This window comes from Halomonas sp. NYA30 (genome assembly GCF_976980765.1).
Genome location: NZ_OZ334477.1, coordinates 586,381 through 610,440 on the forward strand (window position 1 = coordinate 586,381; position 24,060 = coordinate 610,440).

The 24,060-nt window shown below is 56.8% G+C and carries 23 protein-coding genes; 10 read left to right on the plus strand and 13 right to left on the minus strand.

The features are described 5' to 3' along the window. Nucleotides 1-110: 110 nt before the first annotated feature. The 8 genes from rho (at nucleotide 111) to ACWI0H_RS02745 (ending at nucleotide 6,909) form a co-directional block, all read left to right on the plus strand. Entirely contained in the window at nucleotides 111-1,370 is a 1,260-nt protein-coding gene (gene rho, locus ACWI0H_RS02710) for a transcription termination factor Rho (RefSeq protein WP_007111700.1), read from the plus strand. A gap of 57 nt (nucleotides 1,371-1,427) precedes the next feature. Beyond that, nucleotides 1,428-2,918 (plus strand): 4-hydroxy-3-polyprenylbenzoate decarboxylase, encoded by a 1,491-nt coding sequence (ubiD, locus tag ACWI0H_RS02715; RefSeq protein ID WP_485874731.1) that lies wholly within the window; start codon nucleotides 1,428-1,430, stop codon nucleotides 2,916-2,918. A gap of 61 nt (nucleotides 2,919-2,979) precedes the next feature. Beyond that, nucleotides 2,980-3,720 carry an FAD-binding oxidoreductase gene (locus ACWI0H_RS02720; RefSeq protein ID WP_485874732.1) on the plus strand — a complete coding sequence of 247 codons (741 nt, stop codon included), beginning with the start codon at nucleotides 2,980-2,982 and terminating at the stop codon, nucleotides 3,718-3,720. Between the two features lie 59 nt (nucleotides 3,721-3,779). Continuing rightward, a complete protein-coding gene (locus ACWI0H_RS02725) occupies nucleotides 3,780-3,908 on the plus strand; it encodes a hypothetical protein (RefSeq protein ID WP_008959857.1) in 129 nt (42 codons plus the stop codon). Between the two features lie 387 nt (nucleotides 3,909-4,295). Beyond that, nucleotides 4,296-4,454, plus strand: coding sequence for a hypothetical protein (locus ACWI0H_RS02730; protein ID WP_008959856.1), 159 nt, complete (start codon nucleotides 4,296-4,298; stop codon nucleotides 4,452-4,454). A gap of 2 nt (nucleotides 4,455-4,456) precedes the next feature. Beyond that, nucleotides 4,457-5,542 (plus strand): 3-deoxy-7-phosphoheptulonate synthase, encoded by a 1,086-nt coding sequence (locus ACWI0H_RS02735; RefSeq protein ID WP_485874733.1) that lies wholly within the window; start codon nucleotides 4,457-4,459, stop codon nucleotides 5,540-5,542. A 77-nt stretch (nucleotides 5,543-5,619) separates the two neighbouring features. Next, entirely contained in the window at nucleotides 5,620-6,132 is a 513-nt protein-coding gene (locus ACWI0H_RS02740; RefSeq protein WP_008959854.1) for a DUF3087 family protein, read from the plus strand. 45 nt (nucleotides 6,133-6,177) lie between these two features. Beyond that, nucleotides 6,178-6,909, plus strand: coding sequence for an MliC family protein (locus tag ACWI0H_RS02745; RefSeq protein WP_008959853.1), 732 nt, complete (start codon nucleotides 6,178-6,180; stop codon nucleotides 6,907-6,909). Between the two features lie 22 nt (nucleotides 6,910-6,931). Here the strand turns inward: ACWI0H_RS02745 and ACWI0H_RS02750 are convergent, their stop codons facing one another. Next, the gene (locus tag ACWI0H_RS02750) at nucleotides 6,932-8,002 is read right to left on the minus strand and encodes a metal-dependent hydrolase (protein ID WP_485874734.1); all 1,071 of its coding nucleotides are present in this window, start codon (nucleotides 8,000-8,002) and stop codon (nucleotides 6,932-6,934) included. Between the two features lie 127 nt (nucleotides 8,003-8,129). Here ACWI0H_RS02750 and gloA point away from each other — a divergent pair, with 127 nt between their 5' ends. Further along, complete coding sequence (gene gloA / locus ACWI0H_RS02755) at nucleotides 8,130-8,570, plus strand: lactoylglutathione lyase (RefSeq protein ID WP_008959851.1); 441 nt, start codon at nucleotides 8,130-8,132, stop codon at nucleotides 8,568-8,570. Between the two features lie 37 nt (nucleotides 8,571-8,607). Next, entirely contained in the window at nucleotides 8,608-9,066 is a 459-nt protein-coding gene (locus ACWI0H_RS02760; protein WP_485874735.1) for an META domain-containing protein, read from the plus strand. Between the two features lie 152 nt (nucleotides 9,067-9,218). Here ACWI0H_RS02760 and ACWI0H_RS02765 read toward each other — a convergent pair whose 3' ends face one another. The 12 genes from ACWI0H_RS02765 to ACWI0H_RS02820 form a co-directional block, all read right to left on the minus strand. Next, nucleotides 9,219-10,364 (minus strand): FAD-dependent oxidoreductase, encoded by a 1,146-nt coding sequence (locus ACWI0H_RS02765; protein WP_485874736.1) that lies wholly within the window; start codon nucleotides 10,362-10,364, stop codon nucleotides 9,219-9,221. Next, the gene (locus tag ACWI0H_RS02770; protein WP_485874737.1) at nucleotides 10,361-12,505 is read right to left on the minus strand and encodes an FAD-dependent oxidoreductase; all 2,145 of its coding nucleotides are present in this window, start codon (nucleotides 12,503-12,505) and stop codon (nucleotides 10,361-10,363) included. Before ACWI0H_RS02770 ends, ACWI0H_RS02765 begins: the two co-directional genes overlap by 4 nt. A gap of 68 nt (nucleotides 12,506-12,573) precedes the next feature. Continuing rightward, nucleotides 12,574-13,209 (minus strand): TIGR04282 family arsenosugar biosynthesis glycosyltransferase, encoded by a 636-nt coding sequence (locus ACWI0H_RS02775; protein WP_485874738.1) that lies wholly within the window; start codon nucleotides 13,207-13,209, stop codon nucleotides 12,574-12,576. Further along, nucleotides 13,199-13,924, minus strand: a complete 726-nt coding sequence (locus tag ACWI0H_RS02780; protein WP_485874739.1) for a TIGR04283 family arsenosugar biosynthesis glycosyltransferase — start codon at nucleotides 13,922-13,924, stop codon at nucleotides 13,199-13,201. The genes ACWI0H_RS02775 and ACWI0H_RS02780 overlap by 11 nt, the downstream gene beginning before the upstream one ends. After that, entirely contained in the window at nucleotides 13,884-14,522 is a 639-nt protein-coding gene (locus ACWI0H_RS02785) for an ATP-binding cassette domain-containing protein (RefSeq protein ID WP_485874740.1), read from the minus strand. Before ACWI0H_RS02785 ends, ACWI0H_RS02780 begins: the two co-directional genes overlap by 41 nt. A gap of 12 nt (nucleotides 14,523-14,534) precedes the next feature. Further along, a complete protein-coding gene (locus ACWI0H_RS02790; RefSeq protein ID WP_485874741.1) occupies nucleotides 14,535-16,208 on the minus strand; it encodes an ABC transporter permease in 1,674 nt (557 codons plus the stop codon). A gap of 3 nt (nucleotides 16,209-16,211) precedes the next feature. Next, entirely contained in the window at nucleotides 16,212-17,432 is a 1,221-nt protein-coding gene (locus ACWI0H_RS02795; RefSeq protein ID WP_485874742.1) for an ABC transporter substrate-binding protein, read from the minus strand. 30 nt (nucleotides 17,433-17,462) lie between these two features. Continuing rightward, nucleotides 17,463-18,506: an aminoglycoside phosphotransferase family protein gene (locus tag ACWI0H_RS02800; protein ID WP_485874743.1), complete on the minus strand. Its 1,044-nt coding sequence runs from the start codon at nucleotides 18,504-18,506 to the stop codon at nucleotides 17,463-17,465. Between the two features lie 262 nt (nucleotides 18,507-18,768). After that, on the minus strand, nucleotides 18,769-19,143 hold the full coding sequence (locus ACWI0H_RS02805) for an SPW repeat domain-containing protein (protein WP_008959841.1): 375 nt from the start codon (nucleotides 19,141-19,143) through the stop codon (nucleotides 18,769-18,771). Between the two features lie 212 nt (nucleotides 19,144-19,355). Next, nucleotides 19,356-22,202, minus strand: a complete 2,847-nt coding sequence (locus ACWI0H_RS02810) for a valine--tRNA ligase (protein WP_485874744.1) — start codon at nucleotides 22,200-22,202, stop codon at nucleotides 19,356-19,358. Nucleotides 22,203-22,306: 104 nt separating this feature from the next. Next, nucleotides 22,307-23,518 (minus strand): MFS transporter, encoded by a 1,212-nt coding sequence (locus ACWI0H_RS02815; RefSeq protein ID WP_336273540.1) that lies wholly within the window; start codon nucleotides 23,516-23,518, stop codon nucleotides 22,307-22,309. A 41-nt stretch (nucleotides 23,519-23,559) separates the two neighbouring features. Then, a complete protein-coding gene (locus ACWI0H_RS02820) occupies nucleotides 23,560-23,991 on the minus strand; it encodes a DNA polymerase III subunit chi (RefSeq protein WP_176302554.1) in 432 nt (143 codons plus the stop codon). Nucleotides 23,992-24,060: the final 69 nt, after the last annotated feature.

Genomic DNA, 24,060 nt, shown 5'->3' on the forward strand with positions numbered 1-24,060 from the left:
CGCGTGCCTTTACCGGGGTCTGAACGCATCACACGGCGTCACTTTCACGCCTCCTGTCATACTCCCGGCGCCTGGCGCCCAGCTTCCATGAGCAACTTTCTAACACACCGATGAATCTCACTGAACTCAAGCAAAAAACCGTTCCCGAGCTCCTCGATATCGCCCGTGAAATGGGTATTGATAACCTGGCCCGTTCGCGCAAGCAGGACATCATTTTCGCCATCCTCAAGAAACACGCCAAAAGTGGCGAGGATATTTACGGCGACGGTGTGCTGGAAATTCTTCAGGATGGCTTCGGCTTCCTGCGTAGCGCTGACAGCTCATATCTCGCCGGTCCCGACGATATTTATATATCGCCTTCGCAGATCCGCCGTTTCAATCTGCGCAAGGGTGACTCCATTTCCGGCAAAATCCGTCCGCCGAAGGAGGGTGAGCGTTATTTCGCCCTGCTGAAGGTCAGTCAAATCAACTTTGACCGTCCGGAAAATGCCAAGCACAAGATTCTGTTTGAGAACTTGACGCCACTGTTCCCAGACGATCGCATGCGTATGGAGATCGGTAACGGCTCCACGGAAGACCTTACCGCGCGGATCATCGATCTAACCGCGCCGATTGGTAAAGGCCAACGTGGTTTGCTGGTATCGCCGCCGAAGGCGGGTAAAACGCTGATGTTGCAAAACATCGCGACCTCCATCACGCGCAACAACCCAGAGTGTCATTTGATCGTTCTGCTGATCGATGAACGCCCTGAGGAAGTGACCGAAATGTCGCGCACCGTGCGTGGCGAAGTAGTGGCATCGACCTTCGATGAGCCGCCTGCGCGTCACGTGCAAGTGGCTGAAATGGTTATCGAGAAAGCCAAGCGTTTGGTTGAGCACAAGAAAGACGTGGTCATCCTGCTCGACTCCATTACTCGTTTAGCGCGTGCTTATAACACCGTGGTACCCAGCTCCGGCAAGGTACTCACCGGTGGTGTCGATGCCCACGCCCTTGAGAAGCCGAAGCGCTTCTTTGGTGCGGCACGTAATATCGAAGAGGGCGGCAGCCTGACGATTATCGCCACGGCGCTGGTCGACACCGGCTCCAAGATGGACGAAGTCATCTTCGAAGAGTTCAAGGGTACCGGTAACATGGAAGCCCACCTGGACCGCAAACTGGCCGAGCGTCGCGTATTCCCGGCGATCAATATTCGTCGCAGTGGCACACGTCGTGAAGACCTGCTGGCCTCTGAGGATGAAATGCAGCGCATGTGGATTCTGCGCAAGCTGCTCAATCCGATGGAAGACACCGCCGCCACTGAATTCCTGATTGACCGTCTGAAAGATACCAAGACCAATCTTGAGTTCTTTGAAGCGATGAAGCGCCGCTAGTAGTTAGTCAATAAGGGCGCCGCTGACGCGGCGCATTCGCCAGCCAGGGAGCGTGCCTTGAAGTACAAAGACTTGCGTGAGTTCATCGCGGCGCTTGAAGCGCAGGGTGAACTCAAGCGTATTCATGTCGAAGTCGATCCTTACCTGGAAATCACCGAAATTTGCGACCGCACGCTGCGTGCCGGTGGCCCGGCGCTGCTGTTTGAAAACGTCAAAGGCCACGACATGCCGCTGCTCGGTAACTTGTTTGGCACCCCTAAACGGGTCGCGCTTGGCATGGGACAAGATTCGGTAGAAGCGCTAAGAGAAGTGGGTAAGCTGTTGGCTTTCCTCAAGGAGCCTGATCCGCCCAAGGGCTTGAAAGATGCCTGGGACAAGCTGCCGATCTTCAAGCAAGTGCTCAGTATGGGCCCCAAAAACGTCAAGCATGCGCCGGTACAAGAAGTGGTGTATGAAGACGACGAGGTCGATCTTGGCCTGCTGCCGATTCAGCACTGCTGGCCAGGCGATGCAGGGCCGCTGGTTACCTGGCCGCTGGTGATTACCAAAGGGCCGAACAAGAAGCGCCAAAATCTAGGAATTTACCGACAGCAAAAGATTGGCAAGAACCGGCTGATTATGCGTTGGCTATCCCATCGTGGCGGCGCCTTGGATTTTCTGGAGTTCCAAAAAAGCCATCCTGGCGAGCCTTTCCCGGTCGCGGTGGCGCTGGGTGCCGACCCGGCGACGATTTTGGGCGCCGTAACCCCCGTGCCGGACTCGCTTTCAGAATACGCCTTTGCGGGCCTGCTGCGTGGTTCACGCACCGAGCTTGTAAAGTGCGGTCATGCGGATCTTGATGTGCCCGCATCCAGCGAGATTATCCTCGAAGGCTTTATCTATCCGGACGACATGGCGGCGGAAGGCCCCTTTGGTGACCACACCGGTTATTACAATGAGGTCGACCACTTCCCGGTATTTACCGTCACGCGGATGACCATGCGTCGTGATGCGATCTATCACTCCACCTACACCGGACGACCACCGGATGAGCCCGCGATTCTTGGGTTAGCGTTGAACGAAGTGTTTGTGCCGATCCTGTGTAAGCAGTTCCCCGAAATTGTCGACTTCTATCTTCCACCGGAAGGCTGCTCTTATCGTATGGCGGTCGTGACGATGAAGAAGCAGTACCCCGGCCACGCCAAGCGCGTCATGATGGGGGTATGGAGCTTTCTGCGTCAGTTCATGTACACCAAGTTTGTGATTGTGCTGGACGACGACGTGGATGCTCGCAATTGGGAAGATGTGATCTGGGCGATTACCACTCGGATGGATCCCGCACGGGACACCGTGATGGTCGAGAATACGCCGATCGATTACCTCGATTTCGCCTCGCCGGTCTCAGGCCTTGGCTCGAAAATGGGGCTTGATGCCACCAACAAGTGGCCGGGAGAGACCGATCGCGAATGGGGCACCCCTATTGTGATGGACGAAGCGGTTAAAGCGCGGGTAGATGAACGCTGGGAAGCCCTGGGCATAGGCCTGGAGTTACCGCCCTCTCGCCTTTGATAGACTGAAGACAGCCGTTGATCATGCGTATCGCTGACCGAATTTGTTAAAAGAGGCTTTCATGAGTGCAAGGACGTTGACTTGCCAAGTCACCGAGGTTGAGAACTTAAACCCCGATGTGTTTGGCGTAACGCTAGCCGGGCGCGCCGAAGCCATGCAGCATGCGCCGGGGCAATATTTAGAACTAAAGATAGACGACACAACCTGGGTACCGTTTTCGATTGCCAGCGCTGAACGGGGTGATGGCATCATTGAGCTACATATCCAACACTGGCCAGAGCGGGATAACTCAGCGCGGTTACGTGAGCTGCTTCAGGTGGCCAACCAGCTTACCTTGCGTTTGCCGGGTGGGGATTGCGTGTTGGATCGTCAGAGCGAGCGGCCACTAATGCTGATAGCCGCTGGCACCGGTTTCTCGCAGATGAAAGCGATTATTGAAGCAGTACTCCACGAACAGCCAGAGCGTGAAATTTCGCTATGGTGGGCAGCGCGTGAACACCGCGACCTGTACTTGGAGCAATTGGCGAGTTCGTGGGCGCAAACCCACGCTAACGTCTCGTTTCATGCAGTGACCGAGCTTCCGTTAGAAGAGCCGATGGCAGTGGGCGAGCGGATCAACCACCACCAGGGGCGTATTGACCAGGTCTTGAAAGACGCAGAGATAACGCCGGACACCCATGATGTATATATCTCGGGTTCACGAGGCATGGTATATGCCTGCTTGGATGTGCTCGACACGAAAGGCGTGAAGCTTGAGCGAGTGTTTTCGGATGTGTTTGCCTACGCCCCTCGAACTACTTAATATGGCCGCAGGTTTTTTGAGACTCCCCTGATATAGCGTTGATAAAAAAGGAGGCTAACATGGCCCATCACGACGAAGACTATAAAGACGAATCTGGCTTTTTATCCATTTTTCTCGGCATAGTGGTATTGGTTAGCATGGCAGCACTGCCTGCGACGATTGGCTGGGTACAAGCTTTTAGCGGTTGAGTGTTGCCATTTGCAGCGCTTGCAGGCAGGATAAAAACCACAACATCATTGCGGCAGCCTTAGCGGACGATTCTTTCGGGCGAGCCATTACTAACGGAAAATAGAAACATGCAGCGACTCACCACGCCACACACGATGAAACCACTGCCAGACATGGCTGATGGCGTGTGTGCGCTCATGAGTAGCGCAGGCTCTTATTGGTATTGGTTTAGCCACGGTGTGCCCTTGGCCGACGCCTAACGTCGCGCCATCAGGCACACCACTCGGTTGCCTGCCGCAAGCACAGAAGCCCCGGTCGGTAACCCCGCCGGGGCTTTTGGCATTTTTAGTCCCTGCTACTGACGGGGTTGGTTAATTTTCATCACTATTTCATCGAGGAGCAGCATCATGATTTATCGTGCACTGACTAACGCGTTCGCTACCGGCTATGTGGGCTATGGCTATGGATGGCGATTTAGCGACGCGCGGTCGGTGCTAGCTGCCACCTCCGACCGCGTGCGCCTGGGTGGTCACCTAGTCAAACGATGTACGATTGCGGAGAATTAATCATGAATGCGCCCATCAGCTCTGTTGTAAATAAACCAGCCGTCAATACTGCCCAGGTCACATCGCGGCTTACGCCTACCACCCCCAAAAGGCTGCCTACCCCCGCCGAACTGCGTCAACGTGTCTCGTTAAGCGACCCGCTAAGCGAGCAAATTGCCCGCCAGCGTCACGCTGTACAGCAAATTTTAAGCGGTCACGATGACCGTCTACTCGTGGTGGTCGGCCCCTGCTCAGTGCACGACCCTGATGCCGCGCTTGAGTACGCCGACCGCTTGGCAGCACTCAGTGAAGAAGTGAGCGGGCAGATATTACCCGTGATGCGTGTCTACATTGAAAAACCCCGCACCACCGTGGGTTGGAAAGGGCTGGCCTACGATCCTGATTTAGATGGCAGTGGCGATATGCCCCGCGGCCTGGCGCTCTCCCGTGAGCTGATGCACGCCGTGGCGGCGCGTGGCCTGCCGGTGGCCACCGAGCTCTTGCAGCCGATGCTGGCACCTTACCTGGACGATTTGTTGAGCTGGGTCGCCATAGGCGCGCGCACCACTGAATCGCAGCTGCACCGGGAGCTAGCCAGTGATTTAGCCGCGGCGGTGGGGTTCAAAAATGCCACCAGCGGCGATGTTCAAGTTGCGATTGATGCTATGAGTGCGGCGGCCCACCCGCACCAGCGTTTTGCCGTCGATCCTCAAGGCCATCCGATCGTCCAGCAAACCACGGGCAACCCACATACCCACGTAGTACTGCGCGGTGGTCACGGTGAACCCAACTACCAGACTCAGCACGTACGTGCTGCTACCACCGCACTACGTAACGCGGGCCAAAACCCACGGCTGATGGTGGATTGCAGCCACGCTAACGCACGTAAGGATCACCGTCGCCAGAGCGAAGTGATGCTGGATGTACTCGCCCAGCGCCAGTCGGGGGAAGCCAATCTGGTGGCATTGATGTTGGAAAGCCATCTATTCGAAGGCAAGCAGCCGCTCAAGCCAGGCACTATGCGCTACGGTGTTTCGGTGACCGATGCCTGCGTGGGCTGGGAGACTACCGAGCACTTACTTAAAACAGCCGCGGAGCGTTTGAGTTAAGCCTCGCTAACACTAGTACTTGTTTGCCATGGCCAGCCCCGTATCATAAGTAACTTATTTTGATGATGAGGCTGGCCATGGTATTTGCCCTAGAAGATCACGACCCTGAGACTTACCGCCGTAAAGCCCGCATGATCAGTTTTGCCATGGCAGGGCAACTGATTATTTTTGGCCTGCTGTTCTCCATGCTGCTCACGACCACCTTTGGCAGCAGTCTTTGGCTCAACGCCCTTGGTGTACTACTTGGGTTACTGGCCACCAGTGCACTTTTTGCCGTGCTGCGTGAGCGCCCGTGGATGACCGAAGTACGCTATGTCTGGCAGCTCAAACATCACTTGTCGCAAGTCAGCGGCTACCTTTCCCAGCTACGTAAAGCAGTGGAAGAGAATAATCGCACAGCCTTGGACCTACTCACTTTCTATCACCAGGGCATGTCGCAGTTGGCAGAGCTTAACGGGCGTACCACCGACGACGACTCGGAGCGGCTGGCTGAAAAAATGCAGGTTAAGATCAAACGCGAAGAGCTGGGGTTGCCCCCCCAAGTTGAGAGCATTGATACGCATGACTTGCAGGCATTCAAGCGCGGGTAATGAATACGAGTCATCATAGAAAAAGTCATACAGGGAGCGCGGTAAATGAATACGTTAAGAGTATGGAGTGGTGCTGTTTTCGCAGCAGGCGTGATGGTCGTGCTAGGAGGGTGTGCAGCGACGCCCACCGCCGAAACAGCAGTTGCCAATCAAGCCACGCTAGATAACCGGGCTCCCTTCCTGCCTTCGGCGCTGTTTCCTGGCTCCGCTGAACAATTTGCCGCATGGCACTGCGAGCCTGCGAAACAACACTTAGTGACCGCGACCAATACCAACGATCTGCGCCTGTGGTCGCTGCACGGCGCATGGCGACTGCCACAAGCCGTTGTGGCCAGCGGTGCCCGTTATCAAGATGGTGAAATCAGCTTCTGGAATCGGGGTGACAAAGCGCTGGTAGAAACTCCGCGGGGGCAACTGCAGTGCTCTCTGGCCGAACAGCGTGACGCCTTAACTCGAGCGGTGAAGCCTGGCGTGATGTTCTTTGGCCAGGGTAACGAGCCTGGTTGGAGCGTTGCGTTAGCGCATGATACGCCGACGCTGACCATGGAGACGAACTATGGGGAAGAGCGCCTCGAATTACCTTATATGGTCAGTGTGATGGACAATGAAGCGGGACGAGTGGTTATCGAAAACGCCGACGTTGAGCCGTTTTTCCGCGTGCGCATTGACGCCGGTGCCTGTTTTGACAACATGAGCGGAAAGCCTTTCCCAGCAAGGGTCACCCTGACCTACGGTGGTGAGCAGTATAGCGGCTGTGGCCAGGGTATTGCCCCCTAGGTTTATCCAATAAAGAGGTCGCTCAGCAGCGATAGATGACACGCTCGGCCCGCCACTCCTGCGCTACAAAGTCGCTGGCGCAGAGGGCCGAGGAGTTGCCCGCGGCGCGAGCGGCAAGCCGGGAGAGCGTTGTCATCTGAATGCCGCGTGAGCTTTCCACTTGTTCGCTCACCGCCAGCGGTACCCAGCGCTCCTCTTCTAACGTAGCCAGGGTGAAACTAAACGGATGAAACCCTGGAAAGCCGAGCCGTATATCGGTGGCAATAAGCGTCTCTTTACCATCCAGCCAACGCTCTTCATAGCGCAGAAAAGGCCCTGCAAACCACGCCAAGCGCTGCCCTTGCAGGCTAGCTAAAAGAGGGGCTTCCAGCGCTGCGTTACGAATCAGTGGTTCAAGGCGTGGCGGGCTATTACCGTCAAACACACTAATCAAACTTTCATAATAGCGATCCCCATCCATCACTGTGGCGCGCCATAGTACAATATTGAACGGGGTTGGCTGAATCAGCAGGGGAGCCTCTTGTAGCCCCTGCTCCGCCAGCACTGGGGCGATACGCTGTTCAATCATTACTTTCGCCCCAGCCGCCATGGTCAGATAAACACAGCTGATGGCCAGCCCCCAAGTGCAGGCCTTTCTTACCCGCAAAGAGACGAAACCGAATCCCAGGGCGATGAGCAAGGCAAGGGTATAAAGCGGGTCGATAATGAAAATGATCGGCCAGGCCGCAGGCGTTACATCAAGTGGCCACAACAGCTGGGTACCGTAGGTGGTAAGGGCATCAAGCAGCGGGTGCGTGACCAGAATAAGTGTATAAAAGCACCACCAGCGGGGCAGGCTAATCGCCTTGATAGGCGCAAAGCGTGCGCTCAGTAGTGCCAGCAGCGTGGCCAAGCCCGTTAGCACAAACAGTGAATGGCTAAAGCCGCGATGCTCGGTAACATTGGCCACGGCATCGCCGTAATCGATTATCACATCAAGATCAGGCAGGGTGCCCAGCACGGCGCCAATGAGAATGGCTTTTCGGCCCAAGCGCCGGCCCAGCACGGCACCGCCAATGGCTGCGCCAAGCGCAGCTTGCGTGACTGAATCCACAGGTTTCTCCGACGGGTAAACCCAGCTAAGATAAACGTTATGGTTTAATTGTACAGCGTTGCGGCGTTTTATGTACGCTGTCACGTTTTTGTAAAGTATGGCTACGGTCGTTTTTTGAGGAGTCGATATGCAATACCTACATACCATGGTACGTGTTAGTGACCTAGATGCTTCGCTACGTTTTTACTGCGATCTGCTGGGCCTTAAAGAAGTCCGTCGTAAAGAAAACGAGAAGGGCCGCTTTACGCTGGTGTTCCTTGCCGCCTCCTTTGATGAAGCGCGCTCGGCGCGTCTCACCGCTCCTGAGCTAGAGCTGACCTACAACTGGGATCCTGAAGAGTATACGGGCGGGCGCAACTTCGGCCACTTGGCTTACCGCGTCGACGATATTTATGCACTTTGCCAAAAGCTTCAAGACAACGGTGTAACCATTAACCGTCCGCCTCGCGATGGCCACATGGCGTTTGTAAAATCACCAGACGGTATCTCGGTTGAACTGCTGCAAAAAGGCGATGCACTCGAGCCACAAGAGCCCTGGGCGTCGATGGAAAATACCGGTAGCTGGTAGCTATTCCAGAAAGGTTATCAAACAAGGACGATTCACCATGACTATGAAAGGTTGGCGTTTATTGCCACTGCTCGCCTCCACTGTGCTCCTTTTAAGCGCCTGTAGCAGTGCGCCTGGGCCAAGCACATCGCCGCAAGGGCCGAGTGGTTCCTCGCTTTCGGGCGCGATTGTCGATCAGCGTTGGAATCTACTCTTGGTGGGCACCGATGAGCGGCTGTCGATGCCGGAAACGCCATTTTTCCAGATATCTCGTGATGGTAGCGTTAGCGGCCATGATGGCTGTAACCGCCTTACCGGTAAGGTGACGCTAGGGGAAAATCAGCGCATCGAGTTTAGCGAGTTGGCCACTACACGTATGGCATGCCCACAAATGGATGATGCCAAACGCGTCACGGATATGATGGAAACCGCTTACCGTTACCTGATTGATCATGACCGTCTGGTCTTCTTTGGCCCGGATAGTCGGGTTTTAGGCGGTTGGCGCGAAGGCAATTAGATTCTACTGAAAACTATCTGCGCTCGACCATGCTGTGTTAAGAATTGACTCAAGGTACTCATTTACAACCCCGTAAATTCCGTCCTTTCGTCATTTTTTGCCTTGCCTGATCATCGCTCAATTAGTTTTTAGCTAGAATCTGATAGCAGTGATTAGTCCTCAAAAGGCGGGTTGAAGCGGGCGATAAAGCGCGCATCAATCCGCTTTTTCCATTCCCACACCCACCTGCCTGAAAAGCCGAGGGCACCTCGGCTGGCGATCGCGTGACCATCGCCGGTGCCGATCAATGCCAGTACGCGTTTGGGTGGTCGCCAGGTCGCCAGCGCTTCGCGGTGGCAGGCCCTGCGCAGGTTGTCCGCCAAGTGCGGCCCCATGCGTACAGCATAAACTCCCGCGTTGGGCAGGGGTGGATCTAACGCTGCGCAGTCGCCCGCCGCGAAAATGCCTGCTTGACCCACGACTTCCAGCGTCTTTTCTACTTGAATAAACCCCTGAGTATCCAGCGGCAGTTGGGTGTCATAAAGCCAGTTGTGGCCCACTGCGCCTGTCGCCCATAGCACGATGTCGCCGGGAATAAAGCCACCCTGGGTAGTGGATACACCCCCCTCAACCAGCGATTCCCCGCGCCGCTGAAGATGCACCTGAATACCTGCCCTGGCGAGGGCGCGCCGGAGCAGCCAGCGGGGCAGCCGTCCTGAGTCGGGCAGTAGCGTGCGCGATGCGCTGAGCAAGTGCCCCGACCAGTGAATATCCGGGCGTTGGTGGCGCAACTGAACCAGCACACTCAGCAGGGTTTCGCAGCCCGCTGCACCGCCGCCGACGCTCACCACGCGCTGGTCTCCTCCTTGAGGTAGCCGCTCAATGCCATCGCGCAGCGCCTGCCAGCGATGGTGCAGCGAGCTAAGCGGGCGCATAGCGAGAAGATGAGGAAGGTTGTCGCCATGCTGCGTAGGCAACGCCAGGGTTGAGCCAACGTTGAGGGAAGCTACGTCAAAGCTCAGCGTGTCGCCGTTGGCCAGTGTGACATGGCGCGCTGCGGTGTCCAGGGCTACCACAGGCGCGGGCACAAACATTGCCCCTGCCCGCTGGCACAGTGCCGCGACGTCGATCTGGGTGTCGCGCAGCGTACATTCTCCCGCCAGCCAAGCCGGGACGCTGCCGGAGTACGCTGCTAAAGGACTATCGCTTACCACGGTGATTGCGATGGCCGGGTCGGGCTGCTTGGCAAAGGCTTCCAGCACAAAGGCGTGGGCATGACCCGCCCCAATGAGTAACAGCTTTTTGATAGTACAGGTCATTTTGCCTCGCCGCGACGCCAAGTGAAGTAGCGCTTCAGCAGTTTCAATACCCGTTCAGGCTTATGGGCGTTTTTCCATACGCCTGCGGTGGCTTTGGCTGCCTCGCCCAGCGTTGGGTAGGGATGAATGGTGCCCAGCAGCTTGTTGAGCCCCAGCCCATGTTTCATGGCAATGGTAAACTCGCCCAGCCATTCGCCGGCGTTTTCGGCAACGATCGTCGCCCCCAGGATTTTATCCTTGCCGGGCACGGTGAGCACTTTGATAAAGCCTGCTGTTGCGCCTTCGGCAATGGCGCGGTCACTCTCACTCATGGCGTAGCGAGTGACTTCAAACGCGATCCCTTTTGCTTTGGCCTCTTTCTCATTCAATCCCACCCGTGCCACTTCCGGCTGCACATAGGTGACAGCGGGCATAAAGCGGTAATCTACGGCAAAGCTCTTGAGCTCACCAAACAGCGCATTGACCGCAGCGTGCCACGCCTGATGGGCCGCCGCATGCGTCAGTTGGTAAGGCCCCGCTAAATCACCACAGGCCCAGATATTAGGTAGGCGGGTTTGCAGACGATCGTTAAGCTCTAATGTCCCCGCTTGGGTCGTCGTGATCCCCAACGCCTCCAGCCCCAAGTCCTCCCCATTGGCTTGGCGGCCCGCACTCACCATTAAGTAGTCAAAAGGAAGCAGCTTACGCTCGTCGTGATGCATGACCACCAGTTGATAGCCTGTCTCGTCGTTGAGAACCTCCAGCGCTTTGGCGTCGGTCATCACCTTGACACCTTCACCCGCCAAGGTCGTTTCGACCAGTTCGCCGACTTCCTGGTCCTCGCGGCCTAACAACTGAGGAAGTCCTTCGACCAGCGTCACTTGACTGCCCAGGCGGTTAAAACTTTGGCTTAGCTCGCAGCCAATGGCTCCACCACCGAGCACCACTAAACGTTTAGGCAGCTCCGTTAGTGACCAAAGGTTTTCAGAGGTCAAAACGGGCGCACTCTCAATTCCCGGCAGGGGCGGCACACGCGGCCGAGCGCCCGTGGCCAGAACGATATGGCGAGCGGTGAGGATTTGATCGCCTACCTGAATCTCCCATGGCGAGGTAAGTGTGGCGTGATCTTGGTACACCTCAACGCCTAGGCTGCGATAGCGCTCGACACTGTCGTGGGGTTCGATATCGCTAATCGCTTGGTGCACATGGCCCATCACCCTTGCAAAATCAACCTGGGGTTCGCCGGCAGTTACCCCGAAGCGTGGGGCGGTACGAATCTCATGAGCAGCGCGGGCAGCGCGTATTAACGCCTTGGAGGGCACGCAGCCGGTATTCAGGCAGTCGCCGCCCATCTTGTGCTTTTCCACCAGCGCTACTTTGGCGTTAACGGCGCTGGCGATGTAGCTGGTGACCAGCCCCGCCGAACCGCCACCAATGACCACAATGTCGTAGTCAAAGCGGTCGGGCCGGGTAAAGCCTGTGTAGGCGTTGCGCTTTTGCACCAGCAGTACGATGCGCCGGGCAATCCAGGGAAAAACTGCCAGCAACGCAAATGAGGCCAATAGCGTTGGTGAGACGATACCCCCCAGGCTTTCAAGCTCTCCCAATTGGCCACCAGCGTTCACGAAAACGGCCGTGCCTGGCAGCATCGCTAACTGGCTCACCCAGTAGAACGTCACGGTTTTAATCCGGGTTAATCCCATGACCAAGTTGATCATGAAAAACGGGAATAACGGTACCAATCGAAGCATAAACAGATAAAAAGCGCCGTCGCGCTCTACGCCGCGATTGACCGCTTCAAACTGGCGCGGAAAGCGCTGCTCAATCGGGTGGCGAAACAGAAATCGTGAGAGTAAGAAAGCTAACGTCGCCCCCAGTGTGCTGGCGAAAGAGATAATCAACAGCCCCCAGCCCAGTCCAAACAGCGCGCCACCCAGCAGTGTTAATAGTGTGGCCCCCGGCAGTGAAAGGGCGGTCATCACTACGTAAACGGCCAAAAAGAGGCCGGCCACCTGCCACGGGTTTTGGTTAAACGCGGCTTGAAAGTCGTTTTGGTAAGCCTTTAGGGTCTCTAGCGTGAACCATTGATGGGCGCCGCTAAGAAAAAACACGCCAATGGCAATGACGAGTAGCGCTGCAATAATCAAACGTTGTCGGGTCACGGTACGCTCCAGCGCCAGGGGGTAAACGAGTGAGTGGTGCTAACTGAGTGGTAAGAGAGTCAGTTTCCTTACACCGAAATCGCTAACGCTTTCCAGCGTTGCCAATCCTCGGGTCGGTCCACATCCCAAATAGTCGCTGGGTAAGCCGCGTTGAGCCCCAACGCCTCAATGCGCTGCCGCGTGGTGGTAAGTACGCTTTGGGTGCCCCAGGGAATGTCTTTAAAGAGTGTTGGGTAGTCTTGCTGGGTGCCAATAAAGCCATAACCGCCGTCTTCGGCGGGTAAAATGACCACGTTGTAGCGGGTTAATTGTTGTGCACAGGTAGTAATCAGCGTACTGGTAATACTGGGGCAATCACTGCCCATCAACATGGCTGGCCCCGGTGTACTCTTGAGGGCGTAACGAACGCGTGCCCCTAAGTCGCCATCCGGCTGGGCCTTTAATACCAAGCCAAACTGCTCACGAAGCTCGATAAACAGCGGGTGTGCGTGATCAAGCGCCGTCCAAAGCGTGACTTGTTCTGCGGGTATCGCTTTACACGCAGTCGCGACGCAGTAGCGCAGCAGTTCGGCATGGGCCTCAGCGGCGCCCTCACTGCCCAGCAGTGGGGCCAGGCGCGTTTTGGCCTGACCTGCCAGAGGCGCCTTCGCCAGCAGATGGAGATGGGGCAGCAGCCTGGTCTTTACCGGCGTTTCAGCGGGCATCACGATACTCCTTAATGAGTTGGGTTGCGCTAACGCCGCGCCAGTAGCGATAGCGCAGCCGCCACATCAGGCGGATCGTTTTCCAAGCGCCGTAGTGATCCCAGCGCCTGCCTGAGCTTACCACTTTCGCCTTTAAACAGGCGGGTCGAGACACCCGTTTGAGCCGTTTAGCGAGTTCGATATCTTCCATCAGTGGCTGCTCAGGAAAGCCACCTATGGCCTTGAATGCGCTGGCGCATACAAAGATGCCCTGATCGCCGGTCGCAATGCCGGTAAGCCGCGAGCGCTTGTTCATCATCCAACTGATGACCGGGAGCCAGCCGCTTCGGCCTGAGAGTTGAATATCAAAGCGCCCCCAGGCATGGGGCTTCATGGCATGGATAATCTGCTCAACGGCGTCCACAGGCAACTGAGTATCCGCATGCAGAAACAGTAACGCTGAAGCGCTAGCGTGTTGCGCCCCTAAGTTCATTTGCACGCCTCGCCCTGGGGGGCTGCTGAGCACACGGTCAGCCAGCGATTTGGCAACGCGAACGCTGTCGTCACAGCTTTCGCCATCGACCACCACCACCTCTACCCCATGAGCCCGCAGCGACTGCAGCGCTGTTAAATGCTGAGCCAGTGTTAGCGCTTCATTAAGCACGGGAACCACGATGCTAAGACGTGGAGGTTTTTCAGCCGAGCGCAATAACAGGTCCTCCCGCTGCGTTGGCATCTGCGTGGTCGTGGGTGACCAGTAGCGCTGGCAGGCCAGCTTCTCGCAGCTGGCTAAACACCAGCGATCGCATCTCTTGGCGCAGCGCTGTGTCCAGCTTGGAAAAAGGCTCGTCCAGCAGCACTGCTCGGGGTTTTGAAAGCAGCAGGCGCATTAACGCCACCCGCGCTTTTTGGCCGCCGGAAAGGGTGGCCGGATCGCGCTCTGCAAAGCCTGCCAGCCCAATCTGTTCAAGCGCGTGGGTGACCTGCTGGCGCTGATCACGGCTATGGCGAGGTAGCCCAAAACGCAAATTGCCGCCGACGCTTAGATGCGGAAACAGCAGCGGGTCTTGAAACAGTAGCCCTATGCCACGCTTCTCTGCAGGTAGATCCAGTAACTGATGTTCGCCCAGCCATACGTCGCCACTGGCGTTAAAATCGCGCTCAAGAAAACCGGCAATATACGCCAGTAGGGTCGACTTTCCCGACCCGGAAGGGCCCATTACCGTCAGCACTTCGCCAGGGGCAATCGTGGCGTCTACCGCTAATAGCTCGCGGCCTGCCAAGGCTATTTTTATCTGTTCCAGACGCAGTGGCGCGGTTGATAAAGCGGTCACGGTGGCTCTCTCTTAGGTAGCGTGTTCACGGCGCTGCGCGCCCAACAAGCGGGGTAGCGTTAGGGCAAGCATAAAGCCGATTAATGGCAAACACGCTTGTACTAGCGCCCACACGCCGATTAAGCGTCGGTTGCTGCCCGCAGCAAGCGCAACGGCCTCCGTCGTTACCGTTGTGATACGCCCGGCCCCGAGTAGTTGAGTGGGCAAGTACTGGCCGATACTGACCGCTAAACCCACGGCAAAGGCCGTTAACAGCGGCGCTAATAGTAGCGGTAGGCGTACGCGCCAAAATGCAGCGCTGCGTGACACGCCCAATGAGCGTGCTACCTGCAGCCAGCGAGGATCCAGTTGGCGGTACGCCTCGGCTAACGAAAGATAGACATAAGGTAGTACAAACAGTAAGTGGCCCGCGATAACGAGGCTTAGCTGAGGACGAATGCCCACGCTTTCAGCCGCGACAATCAGCCCAAAAAGAAAGGCGATTTGCGGCACCAGCAGCGGTAAGTAGAGCAGCCACAGAGCCCGTTTGGGCTGAAGGTGCTGGCGGTGCTCGTTCTCTAGGGTGGCGAGTACCAGCGCGGTGGCCAGCGTCGTGGAAATAAGCCCAATCAGCGCTGTATTGAGCAGCGGTGACGCCAGCATAGAGCCACTGCGCTGCCAATGATCGAGTGTCAGCATCTGCGGCAGCACTTCAGGAAACCGCCAAAAGCCAGCCACAGAGAAAAGCCCCAAGCCGATCAGGGCAGCCAGTGCCGTACTGCTTGAAATTAGTAATGCTGAGCGGCCAAACAGCCGCAGTGCGGTCTCGCCACGCTGGCGACTGCCGTTGGTCAACCAGCCACGCGTTAGTGTGCAGATAAGTTGTTCCAGCAGCCACCAGCAGAGCAGCGCAGCGAGCGTAATGCCAAGTTGCAGCACCGCCGCTGCCGAAGCCATAAAACGGTGGCTAATATCGGGGTCGTTAAACCAGCCAAGAATCGACACGCTGAGCGTGGGGGGAAGCGTTGGGCCCAGAATCAGCGCCATATCGACGACCGACGTGGCATAGGCGATCACCGCATACACAGGCAGGCGAATCAGCGGATAAAGCGAGGGCAGTACGGTTTTTAGCCACGCTATCGTCGGTGAATAGCCCAGCGACCGCGCTAGCATTAAGCGCTTCTCAGGCGCTAGCTGCGGCAGCGCTGCAAGGCTCATCAGTAGAAGAAAGGGTGCCTCTTTCAACACCAGTCCGGCCATCAGGGAAAGCCCCCAGGGATCATTGACGATCAGCGCATCTGGCGGTCGCTCCCACCCCGTTAGTGAAGGCGATATCAGCCTTGCCACCAAGCCCGATGGGGCAATCAAAAAGGCAAATCCAAAGGCAATAGCGGCATGAGGAATGGCGAGCAGCGGTGAGACCAGCCGCCGAATACCACGATCTAACCAAGTGCCTCGACTGGCCGCCAAAAAAAGCACCACCATCATTAGCGCGATGGCGGTGCTGACCAAGCCGCTAGCAAAGCTAACCGCCACGGACCGTTCAAGCCCCGGCTGGGCGAACAGCATTTGCCAAGGGGCTAAGCTAGCGGTATGGCCGCCTAGCGCAGGCAGGTAGCCAAATGCTGGCAGCAGAACCATCAGCAGCCCTGCGCTTACCGGTAGTACGAGCAGGGCAATGATGAGTGCCGGGGCCAGTCGAAGCATGGTTTAGTTAACGCCGTAGCGCTCAAGCCATGCATCTTGCAGGGCGGTCATCCAGCTGGGGTGCGGCTCGGGTAGCGTGTTTGAGAGCGCGTCCGCCGGAAGTTCTGAGGGGTGGCGCTCGCCCTGCTGAAACAGTGCCTGATCAGCGGCGTCTAGCTGCGCGATATCCAGAACGCTGCGGTCGCCCCACATTGCCAGCGACTGCTTTTCGGCCTGGGCTTGCGGTGAAAGCAAAAAGTCGGCAAGCACCATGGCGCCGGCTTTATGGGGCGAGTTGTAGGGAATCGCCACAAAGTGGACATTACCCAGCGTACCGCCTTCCAGCACGTAGCTGCGCACGCTTTCCGGCAGTTCATACTCCATGACCGCCACGGCGGCATCGGTGGGGTAGAACGAAAAGGCCAAACTCAGCTCACCGTCGCTCATCAGTGTGCGCAGGTTGGGGCCGGAGTCGGGGAAAGTTCGCCCGCTGCGCCACAAGTGCGGGTGGAGTGCATCCAGATAAGCCCACAATGGTTCAGTCACGGCCTCAAAATCACTCTCTAACACCGGCTGATAAAGCGCCTCATCTTGCTCAGTAAGCTCAATCAACGCCTGCTTTAAAAAAGTGCTGCCTGTGAAGTCAGGTATGCGCGGATAGCTAAACTGGCCGGGGTTCTCTTCGGCCCAATCGAGTAGCGACGGCATATCCTGGGGAGGGGCTTCGGTTTGAGCGCTGTCGTAATAGAAGGTGATCTGCGCCTTACCCCAGGGTGACTCATAACCTTCGGTGGGCAGGGTAAAGTCGGTGGCAACCTCAGGGTTTTCGTCAGCATTGGTGAGCGCAAAGTTGGGCAGTGATTCGGCGAAAGGGCCGAACAGCAGGTCGCTTTCGCGCATCGCCGCGAAGTTCTCGCCGTTGATCCAAATCAGATCGATACTGCCCTCATCGTGGTTGCCCGCCTGTTTTTCCGCCAACACCCGCGCCACTGCACTGCCAGTATCATCCAGTTTTACGTGCTCAACATCGACACCGTACTGCGCCTGCATTTGCTCCGCTACCCAGTCGATATAACGATTGGTGCGCGTATCGCCACCCCAGGCATTCCAGTAAATGGTTTGCCCTTCGGCTTCCGCCAGCACACTCTGCCAATCATTTGGGTCTGGGGCGGCGGCTGCAGGAAGCGCAATGGCAAACATGGTTGCCGCGATAGTGAGGCGTAGTGGGTGTTGTTTAATGAGCATCGCATCTCTCTTCTGTAGGAAGCACAAACGTTAAAGCGAGGCTTGCAAGCACTGCAGTTCGCTATGAACGTGATCAATAATGGGCAGTGATAGGTAGTGCTCAACCCGGTCGCGAACATGATCAATCACCGCGGGGTCGGTGAGTTCTGCCGACCAATCCTCCCCACGCTGCTGGGCATCTTTAGCATTTAAGTGTTGGGCACGCCATTTAGCGCACCAGGTCAACGACCACAGCCAGGTAGCCCGGCGGCAGGCGACCAGAGTGTCGGTGTCGGGCGACTTTTTCATGGCGGCTTGCCAGCGGCGATAAAAGTCAATCACCTCATCCAGCGATAGCACGGCCTGGCTATTAAGGTCCCAGGTGGTCGAGGTGTAAAGCGAGGTATGGGCAAGGTCGATCCCCGGTAGGCCATAGCGGCATTTTTCAAGATCCACCAGCACCGCGCGACCATCGTCACGGATCAAAAAGTTGCCAGGATGGGTATCAAAGCTAATCAGCGTAGCGGCTTCATCGTGTAAGCGGGGCGGAAGTAAATCCAGCTCCTGCTTAATCCGCTGAATCACTTTACTCGAAAGCTGCGCATCGCCTAGCCAGTTAGCCTGCTGGCGCACTTCCTCCACCATCGCCTGCCACGGGTCTTCAGGGGCAAGCAGTGGTTCCTGCTTCGCGACACTGGGCAGCGGTTGGCGATGCAGGCTGGCCAGTGCATCCGCGATGGCGGGGAGGTCGTCGGGCAATTGCGCCAAGTGTCCACGAATAGCCTCCACTAAGAGCCCACCGCGGGGTAGCGCTCCACTGGGTGGTAGGGTGGCATACAGCTTAGGCGTGTGCCCGCCTTGGCTTGAGCGCTGGTAACAGGCAGATTGATATGCCAAGTTTTCTGCAGGCGGCAGGTTCATTTGGCTCTGCTTTGGCAGCCGCGCCACCCAATCATCGCCATCGCTGCGATGAAGCCACACATGGTCATGGGCAAGCCCGGTATCCGCCATCGGTGAAAGCTCAAGATACGTAATTCCGGCCCGCTTAAGTTCGGTCGCCAGCGCCTCTAATCGCGCCTCAATAGGTGTCGGCATAGCGCAGTCCGTGTCGTTGCTGAATCAGCGATGCCACTTAGTGGCTGTTCTTGTACCAACCTTACACGTTTCGCAAGAAAAAGTGATAAAGACTGATTAAGACAGAGTATAAGGCGCTATACATGCCAGCCAGATAGCTCAAATGGTGCTACATAACGCAAAGCGCCCACCTTATGATGCGGTGGGCGCGTAAGCTAAAGACCGTTATTCACTTGCCTATCCAAGGGCGATAGGGTCGCCGCTGGAAACAAAACAGCAATGCTTAGCTTCGGTTCGTTGAAGCTACCACGTTTCGCGGTTGCTTTTCCGTAGTAAGACTGGCGCCAATCTCGATGATACCGAGAATCACATGCGGCAAATAGACCGTATCCGCGAAGCCAAACAGCCACGGAGAAACCAGTAACAGAATACCGCTGATCAGATCCATGGTGAGGTGGAGTGGCATGGGGATCATGTGCATAAGCCCAAGCTCATACTTGGTCATAATGGCTGACGCCAGCATGACCACACCCAAGATGATCGGCACCCACTGAGCAGCACCTCCCGTGGCGAAGCCGAGCAGGAAGGGAGCGACGATAAGCAGCAGGCCCATTAGATAATCGACCATCCCGTGTACCCGAGTTGAAATAAAGCGCATGGCTATCCTCCTTAATATGCCAAGTGGTTTAACTGCCGATTCAATGCAGCATTAACCGACATCACTATTAACATAGTAAAGGAGGTTCGGGTTTCCAGCGGTAAGCATGCTTTTTGGCAGGTAATTGCTTAATTAAAAAGGATTTATAACATTCGTTAATGGGCGGCACCGCTAAGCACCGCCCTTTTTAGCTGCAAGCTAGGAAAGTGTTATTACAACGCCTCGATCTTCGCCCGTTGCTCTTCCAACAACTGTTTGGCAGCTTGGAACTCGGCCAGCTTGCCGCGCTCTTTATCCACCACCGCAACTGGTGCTTTGGCGATAAAGCCATCGTTGCCGAGTTTTTTCTCAATGCCGCCGATCAGCTTGTCCTGCTTGTCGATCTCTTTACTAAGGCGAGCAATTTCGGCGTCTTTGTCGATGAGATCCGCCATCGGCACCAATACTTCCATATCGCCTACCAACTGCGTGGCTGAGAGCGGGGCGTCGTCTGGGTTTTCAAGCCAAGTGACGCTTTCCAACTTGGCGAGTTTGGAAAGGAAGTGGCGGTTGCTTTCCAGACGCTCGGCGTCTTCGGGCTTGCCTTTGGTCAGCAGCACGTCGAGCGGTTTGCCGGGGGCGATGTTCATTTCAGCGCGGATGTTACGTACGGCGATGATGACGCCTTTGAGCCACTCGATATCCAGGCTGGCCTGTTCGTCAATTTTACTCTCATCGGCTTCTGGCCAAGCTTGCAGCATGATCGTTGCGTCGTCACCCATAAACACACCTGCCAACGGTGAGACGCGTTGCCAGATCTCTTCGGTGATATAGGGCATCATCGGATGGGCCAAGCGCAGGATAGCTTCTAGTACGCGCACCAATGTGCGGCGAGTGCCGCGTTTGGCTTCGGCCGTCGCATTTTCGTCCCACAGTACGGGCTTGGATAGTTCCAAATACCAGTCGCAGTACTCGTTCCAGATGAATTCATACAGCGCTTGGGAGGCGTGGTCAAAGCGGTACTCGTCCAGCGCCTTAGTGACCTGGGCTTCGGTTTTCTGTAGCTGCGAGATGATCCAGCGATCGGCGAGGGAAAGCTCAACCTCGTCCCCTTTAGTGCCGCAATCTTCGCCTTCGGCGTTCATCAGCACGTAGCGTGAGGCGTTCCACAGCTTGTTGCAGAAGTTGCGGTAGCCGTCCAGGCGGTTCATATCAAACTTGATATCGCGCCCGGTAGTGGCCTGGGAGAGGAACGTAAAGCGCAGCGCATCGGTGCCGTGGGCTTCAATGCCGTCTTTAAACTCATCCTTGGTGGCTTTGGCAATCGCCTTGACCTGTTTCGGCTGCATCATATTGCCGGTACGCTTTTCGAGTAGCTCTTCCAGCGTAATACCGTCGATCAAGTCGATAGGATCGAGCACGTTGCCCTTGGATTTGGACATCTTCTGGCCCTGACCATCGCGTACCAAGCCGTGCACATAAACCGTCTTAAATGGCACCTCTTTGGTGAACTTCAGGGTCATCATGATCATCCGGGCTACCCAGAAAAAGATGATGTCAAAGCCAGTGACCAGCACACTGGAAGGATGGAAGGTCTCAAGCTCCGGGGTTTTTTCCGGCCAGCCGAGAGTACCGAAAGTCCACAGCCCCGAGCTAAACCATGTATCGAGTACGTCTTCGTCTTGCGTCAGCACGACATCAGGTTCGAGTGCATGCTTCTCGCGAGCTTCTTCTTCGCTACGGGCAACGTAAACATTGCCTTCGGCGTCGTACCAGGCGGGAATGCGGTGGCCCCACCAAAGCTGACGGGAAATACACCAATCCTGCAGGTCACGCATCCAGGCAAAGTACATGTTTTCGTAGTTTTTAGGCACGAACTGGATGTCGCCGTTCTCCACCGCCTCGATAGCGGGCTTGGCGAGGCTTTCCACCGCCACAAACCACTGGTCGGTTAGCAACGGCTCAATGACATCGCCAGAGCGATCGCCATAAGGCAGGGTGTTGTTAACGGCTTCGACTTGCTCCAGCAGGCCAAGGGCATCCATATCGGCAACGATCTGCTTGCGCGCTTCAAAGCGGTCAAGCCCTGCGTATTTGGCGGGCAGCGTGGCGTCTTCGTCGGGCTGGGGCTGGCCTTTAAGATTAAAAATCTCAGCTTGCTCAAGGATCGTCGCATCTTTGGAGAAGACGTTGATCAGCAGATGGTTCTGGCGCTTGCCGACTTCATAGTCATTAAAGTCGTGAGCCGGGGTGATCTTGACGCAGCCGGAGCCTTTCTCCATATCGGCGTGCTCATCGGCCACAACAGGAATGCGACGGCCCACCAACGGCAGTTCGATAAACTTGCCGACCAACGAGGCATAGCGTTCATCTTCTGGGTTGACAGCCACGCCGGTATCGCCCAATAGGGTTTCAGGGCGCGTGGTGGCCACGACCACGTAATCTTTACCGTCGGCGGTTTTGACGCCATCGGCCAGTGGGTAGCGGAAGTGCCAGAAGCTGCCCTGCTGCTCTTTATTTTCCACTTCCAAATCAGAAATGGCGGTGTGCAGGGTAGGATCCCAGTTCACTAGGCGCTTGCCACGGTAGATCAGCTTCTCTTCATGCAGGCGTACGAAGACTTCTTGAACCGCTTTATAGAAGCCGTCGTCCATGGTGAAGCGTTCGCGGCTCCAGTCGACGCTGGCGCCCATGCGGCGCAGCTGACGAGTAATGTGGCCGCCGGACTCTTCCTTCCACTCCCACACTTTATCGATAAACGCATCGCGGCCGAGGTCGTGGCGGGTTTTGCCCTCTTCGGCGGCAATTTTACGCTCCACCAGCATCTGCGTGGCGATACCGGCGTGGTCGGTGCCTACCTGCCACAGGGTGTTGTTGCCCTGCATCCGCTTCCAGCGCGTCAGGGTGTCCATAATGGTGTCCTGGAACGCGTGACCCATGTGCAGGCTGCCGGTCACGTTGGGCGGTGGAATCATGATCGAAAAGGGCTCGCCCTGGCCGGAAGGGGCGAAACGGTTGTCGGCCTCCCAGCGCTCGTACCAGCGGGTTTCGATCTGTTCGGGTTGGTAGGTCTTTTCCATGGAGAGTCGGCTCACGGCTGGCAAAAAATGTGAAATTGTATAGCGCGAGAGTATACAGCGTGAGTGCCGGGGGCGTCAGGTGCTACTCACGCGCGTTGTTAATGTTAACGGTTGCCGCGCACCGTCTTTACAAGGTGCTGATGCGAAGAAAAACCGCGCATGGCGATGAGCCCCAGGATAGGACCCGGCAATAACCACCAGATCACCGCCAGCGACTGGCTCGACCACAACGCGGTAACCAGCGCAATCGAAGGAATGGTGAGTCCGAAGCCGATAGCGTTCATCATCGCCAGCGCTGCCCCCAGTCGCTCGGCTGGGGCGGTGGCCGATGCCAGCGCTGAAAACTGAGCAGAATCGGCAATCACGCTAACGCCCCATACGCCGAGAAGCGCCAGCAGCAGCCAGGGCGATGCGCTGCCCAAAAGCGGATATACCAAACACAGCGCACCAGAGGTTGCTAACGCCACGCAGGCCACGCGGTCGCTGCCAATGTGACGGCTCCATTTGCCCGCGAGTACGCAGCCGGGCAAGCCTAACGCAATCACGGCAAAGCTTAGCCATGGCTGGGCGCCGTTGGCAGCGCCAAGACGTTCCAATTCCCTAGCGACCAGAAACGGCACCAGCGCCCACAGCGCATACAGCTCCCAACAATGGCCGAAATAACCTAGCGCTGCGGCGCGAAAACGTGGCTGTTTAAACGCGGCCAGCCCTGCCCAGGGGCGCCCGCTTTTGGCGGTGGCCGGGAGGTGCGGGCCAACACCCAGTTTGAAAATCATTAGTGCGGCGACCAGCGCCAACAATGAGGCCAGCAGCAGCGGCCACTGCCAGGGCAGGTGCAGCGTTAACCCGCGTAGCAGGTGCGGCGAGGCAATGCCCAAGGTCAGCATGCCCACCAGCCAACCCAGCGCTGCCCCGGCGTGGCTGGGGGTCCAGCTCACCACCAATTTCATGCCCAGCGGATAGATGCCCGCCAGGCAGAGGCCGGTCGCAAAGCGCGCCACGGCTGCCAGCGTGACGCTCTCTGCAACGCCGATAAAGGCGGCGTTGATCAGAGCGCCGAGCACGGCAGAAATCGCAAACAGATGACTGGCGCGCACACGGTCGGCAATGCCGGTGGTGGCAATCAGCAGGGTGCCGGTAATAAACCCCGCCTGCACCGCAATCGTCAACAAGCCCAAATCACTTTCGCTAAGGCCCACGGCCTCCTGCAGCGCCAAGCCAACGCCGTTGACACTAAACCACAGCGAAGTGCCGAACAGTTGGGCGATGACGATAACGGCCAGGGGAGTGCGGGCTAAAAAGGTGTGAAACTGCATGGGCGCTCTCGTGTGTTGAGTTATTGTTGTTAATAAATTAGTTAACCGAGCTTATGCGGCACGACCTCATGGCCCATTTCTTTATAGCGCTGCCAGCAGGCGCGTTTAGCGACCAGCACTTGTTGGTGCTGATTGATGATCTCGGCGATTCGCGCGTAGCGCTCTACACCTTCGGGAATATCGGGGTGCAAATTAAGCAGGGCGGTCTCTTCCGTGGGCACCGGCAGCTGCTGCCAGCCTAGCGTAATCGGCACGCTGGCGGCCATTTCGCTATCTTCCAGGGCGTGGGGTAAATAGGCGTCCGGGCGAAAATTCCACAGCGCGCTATCGGCCTGCTCGGCGAGGGCTCTGTCTTCGCAGTGCAGATGCAGGCGGTAGCCTTTACGCCAGATGGTCTCGGCCAGTTTGCAGGCAAACTGCAAGCGCGCCTCCAAGGTCGTATCGGGCAGAATATAGAAATCAATACGTGCCATCGGCGGCTCCAGCGATTGCAGATAAATGTACTACTTACAAACAGCGCCGCCGCAAACGTTGCGGCGGCG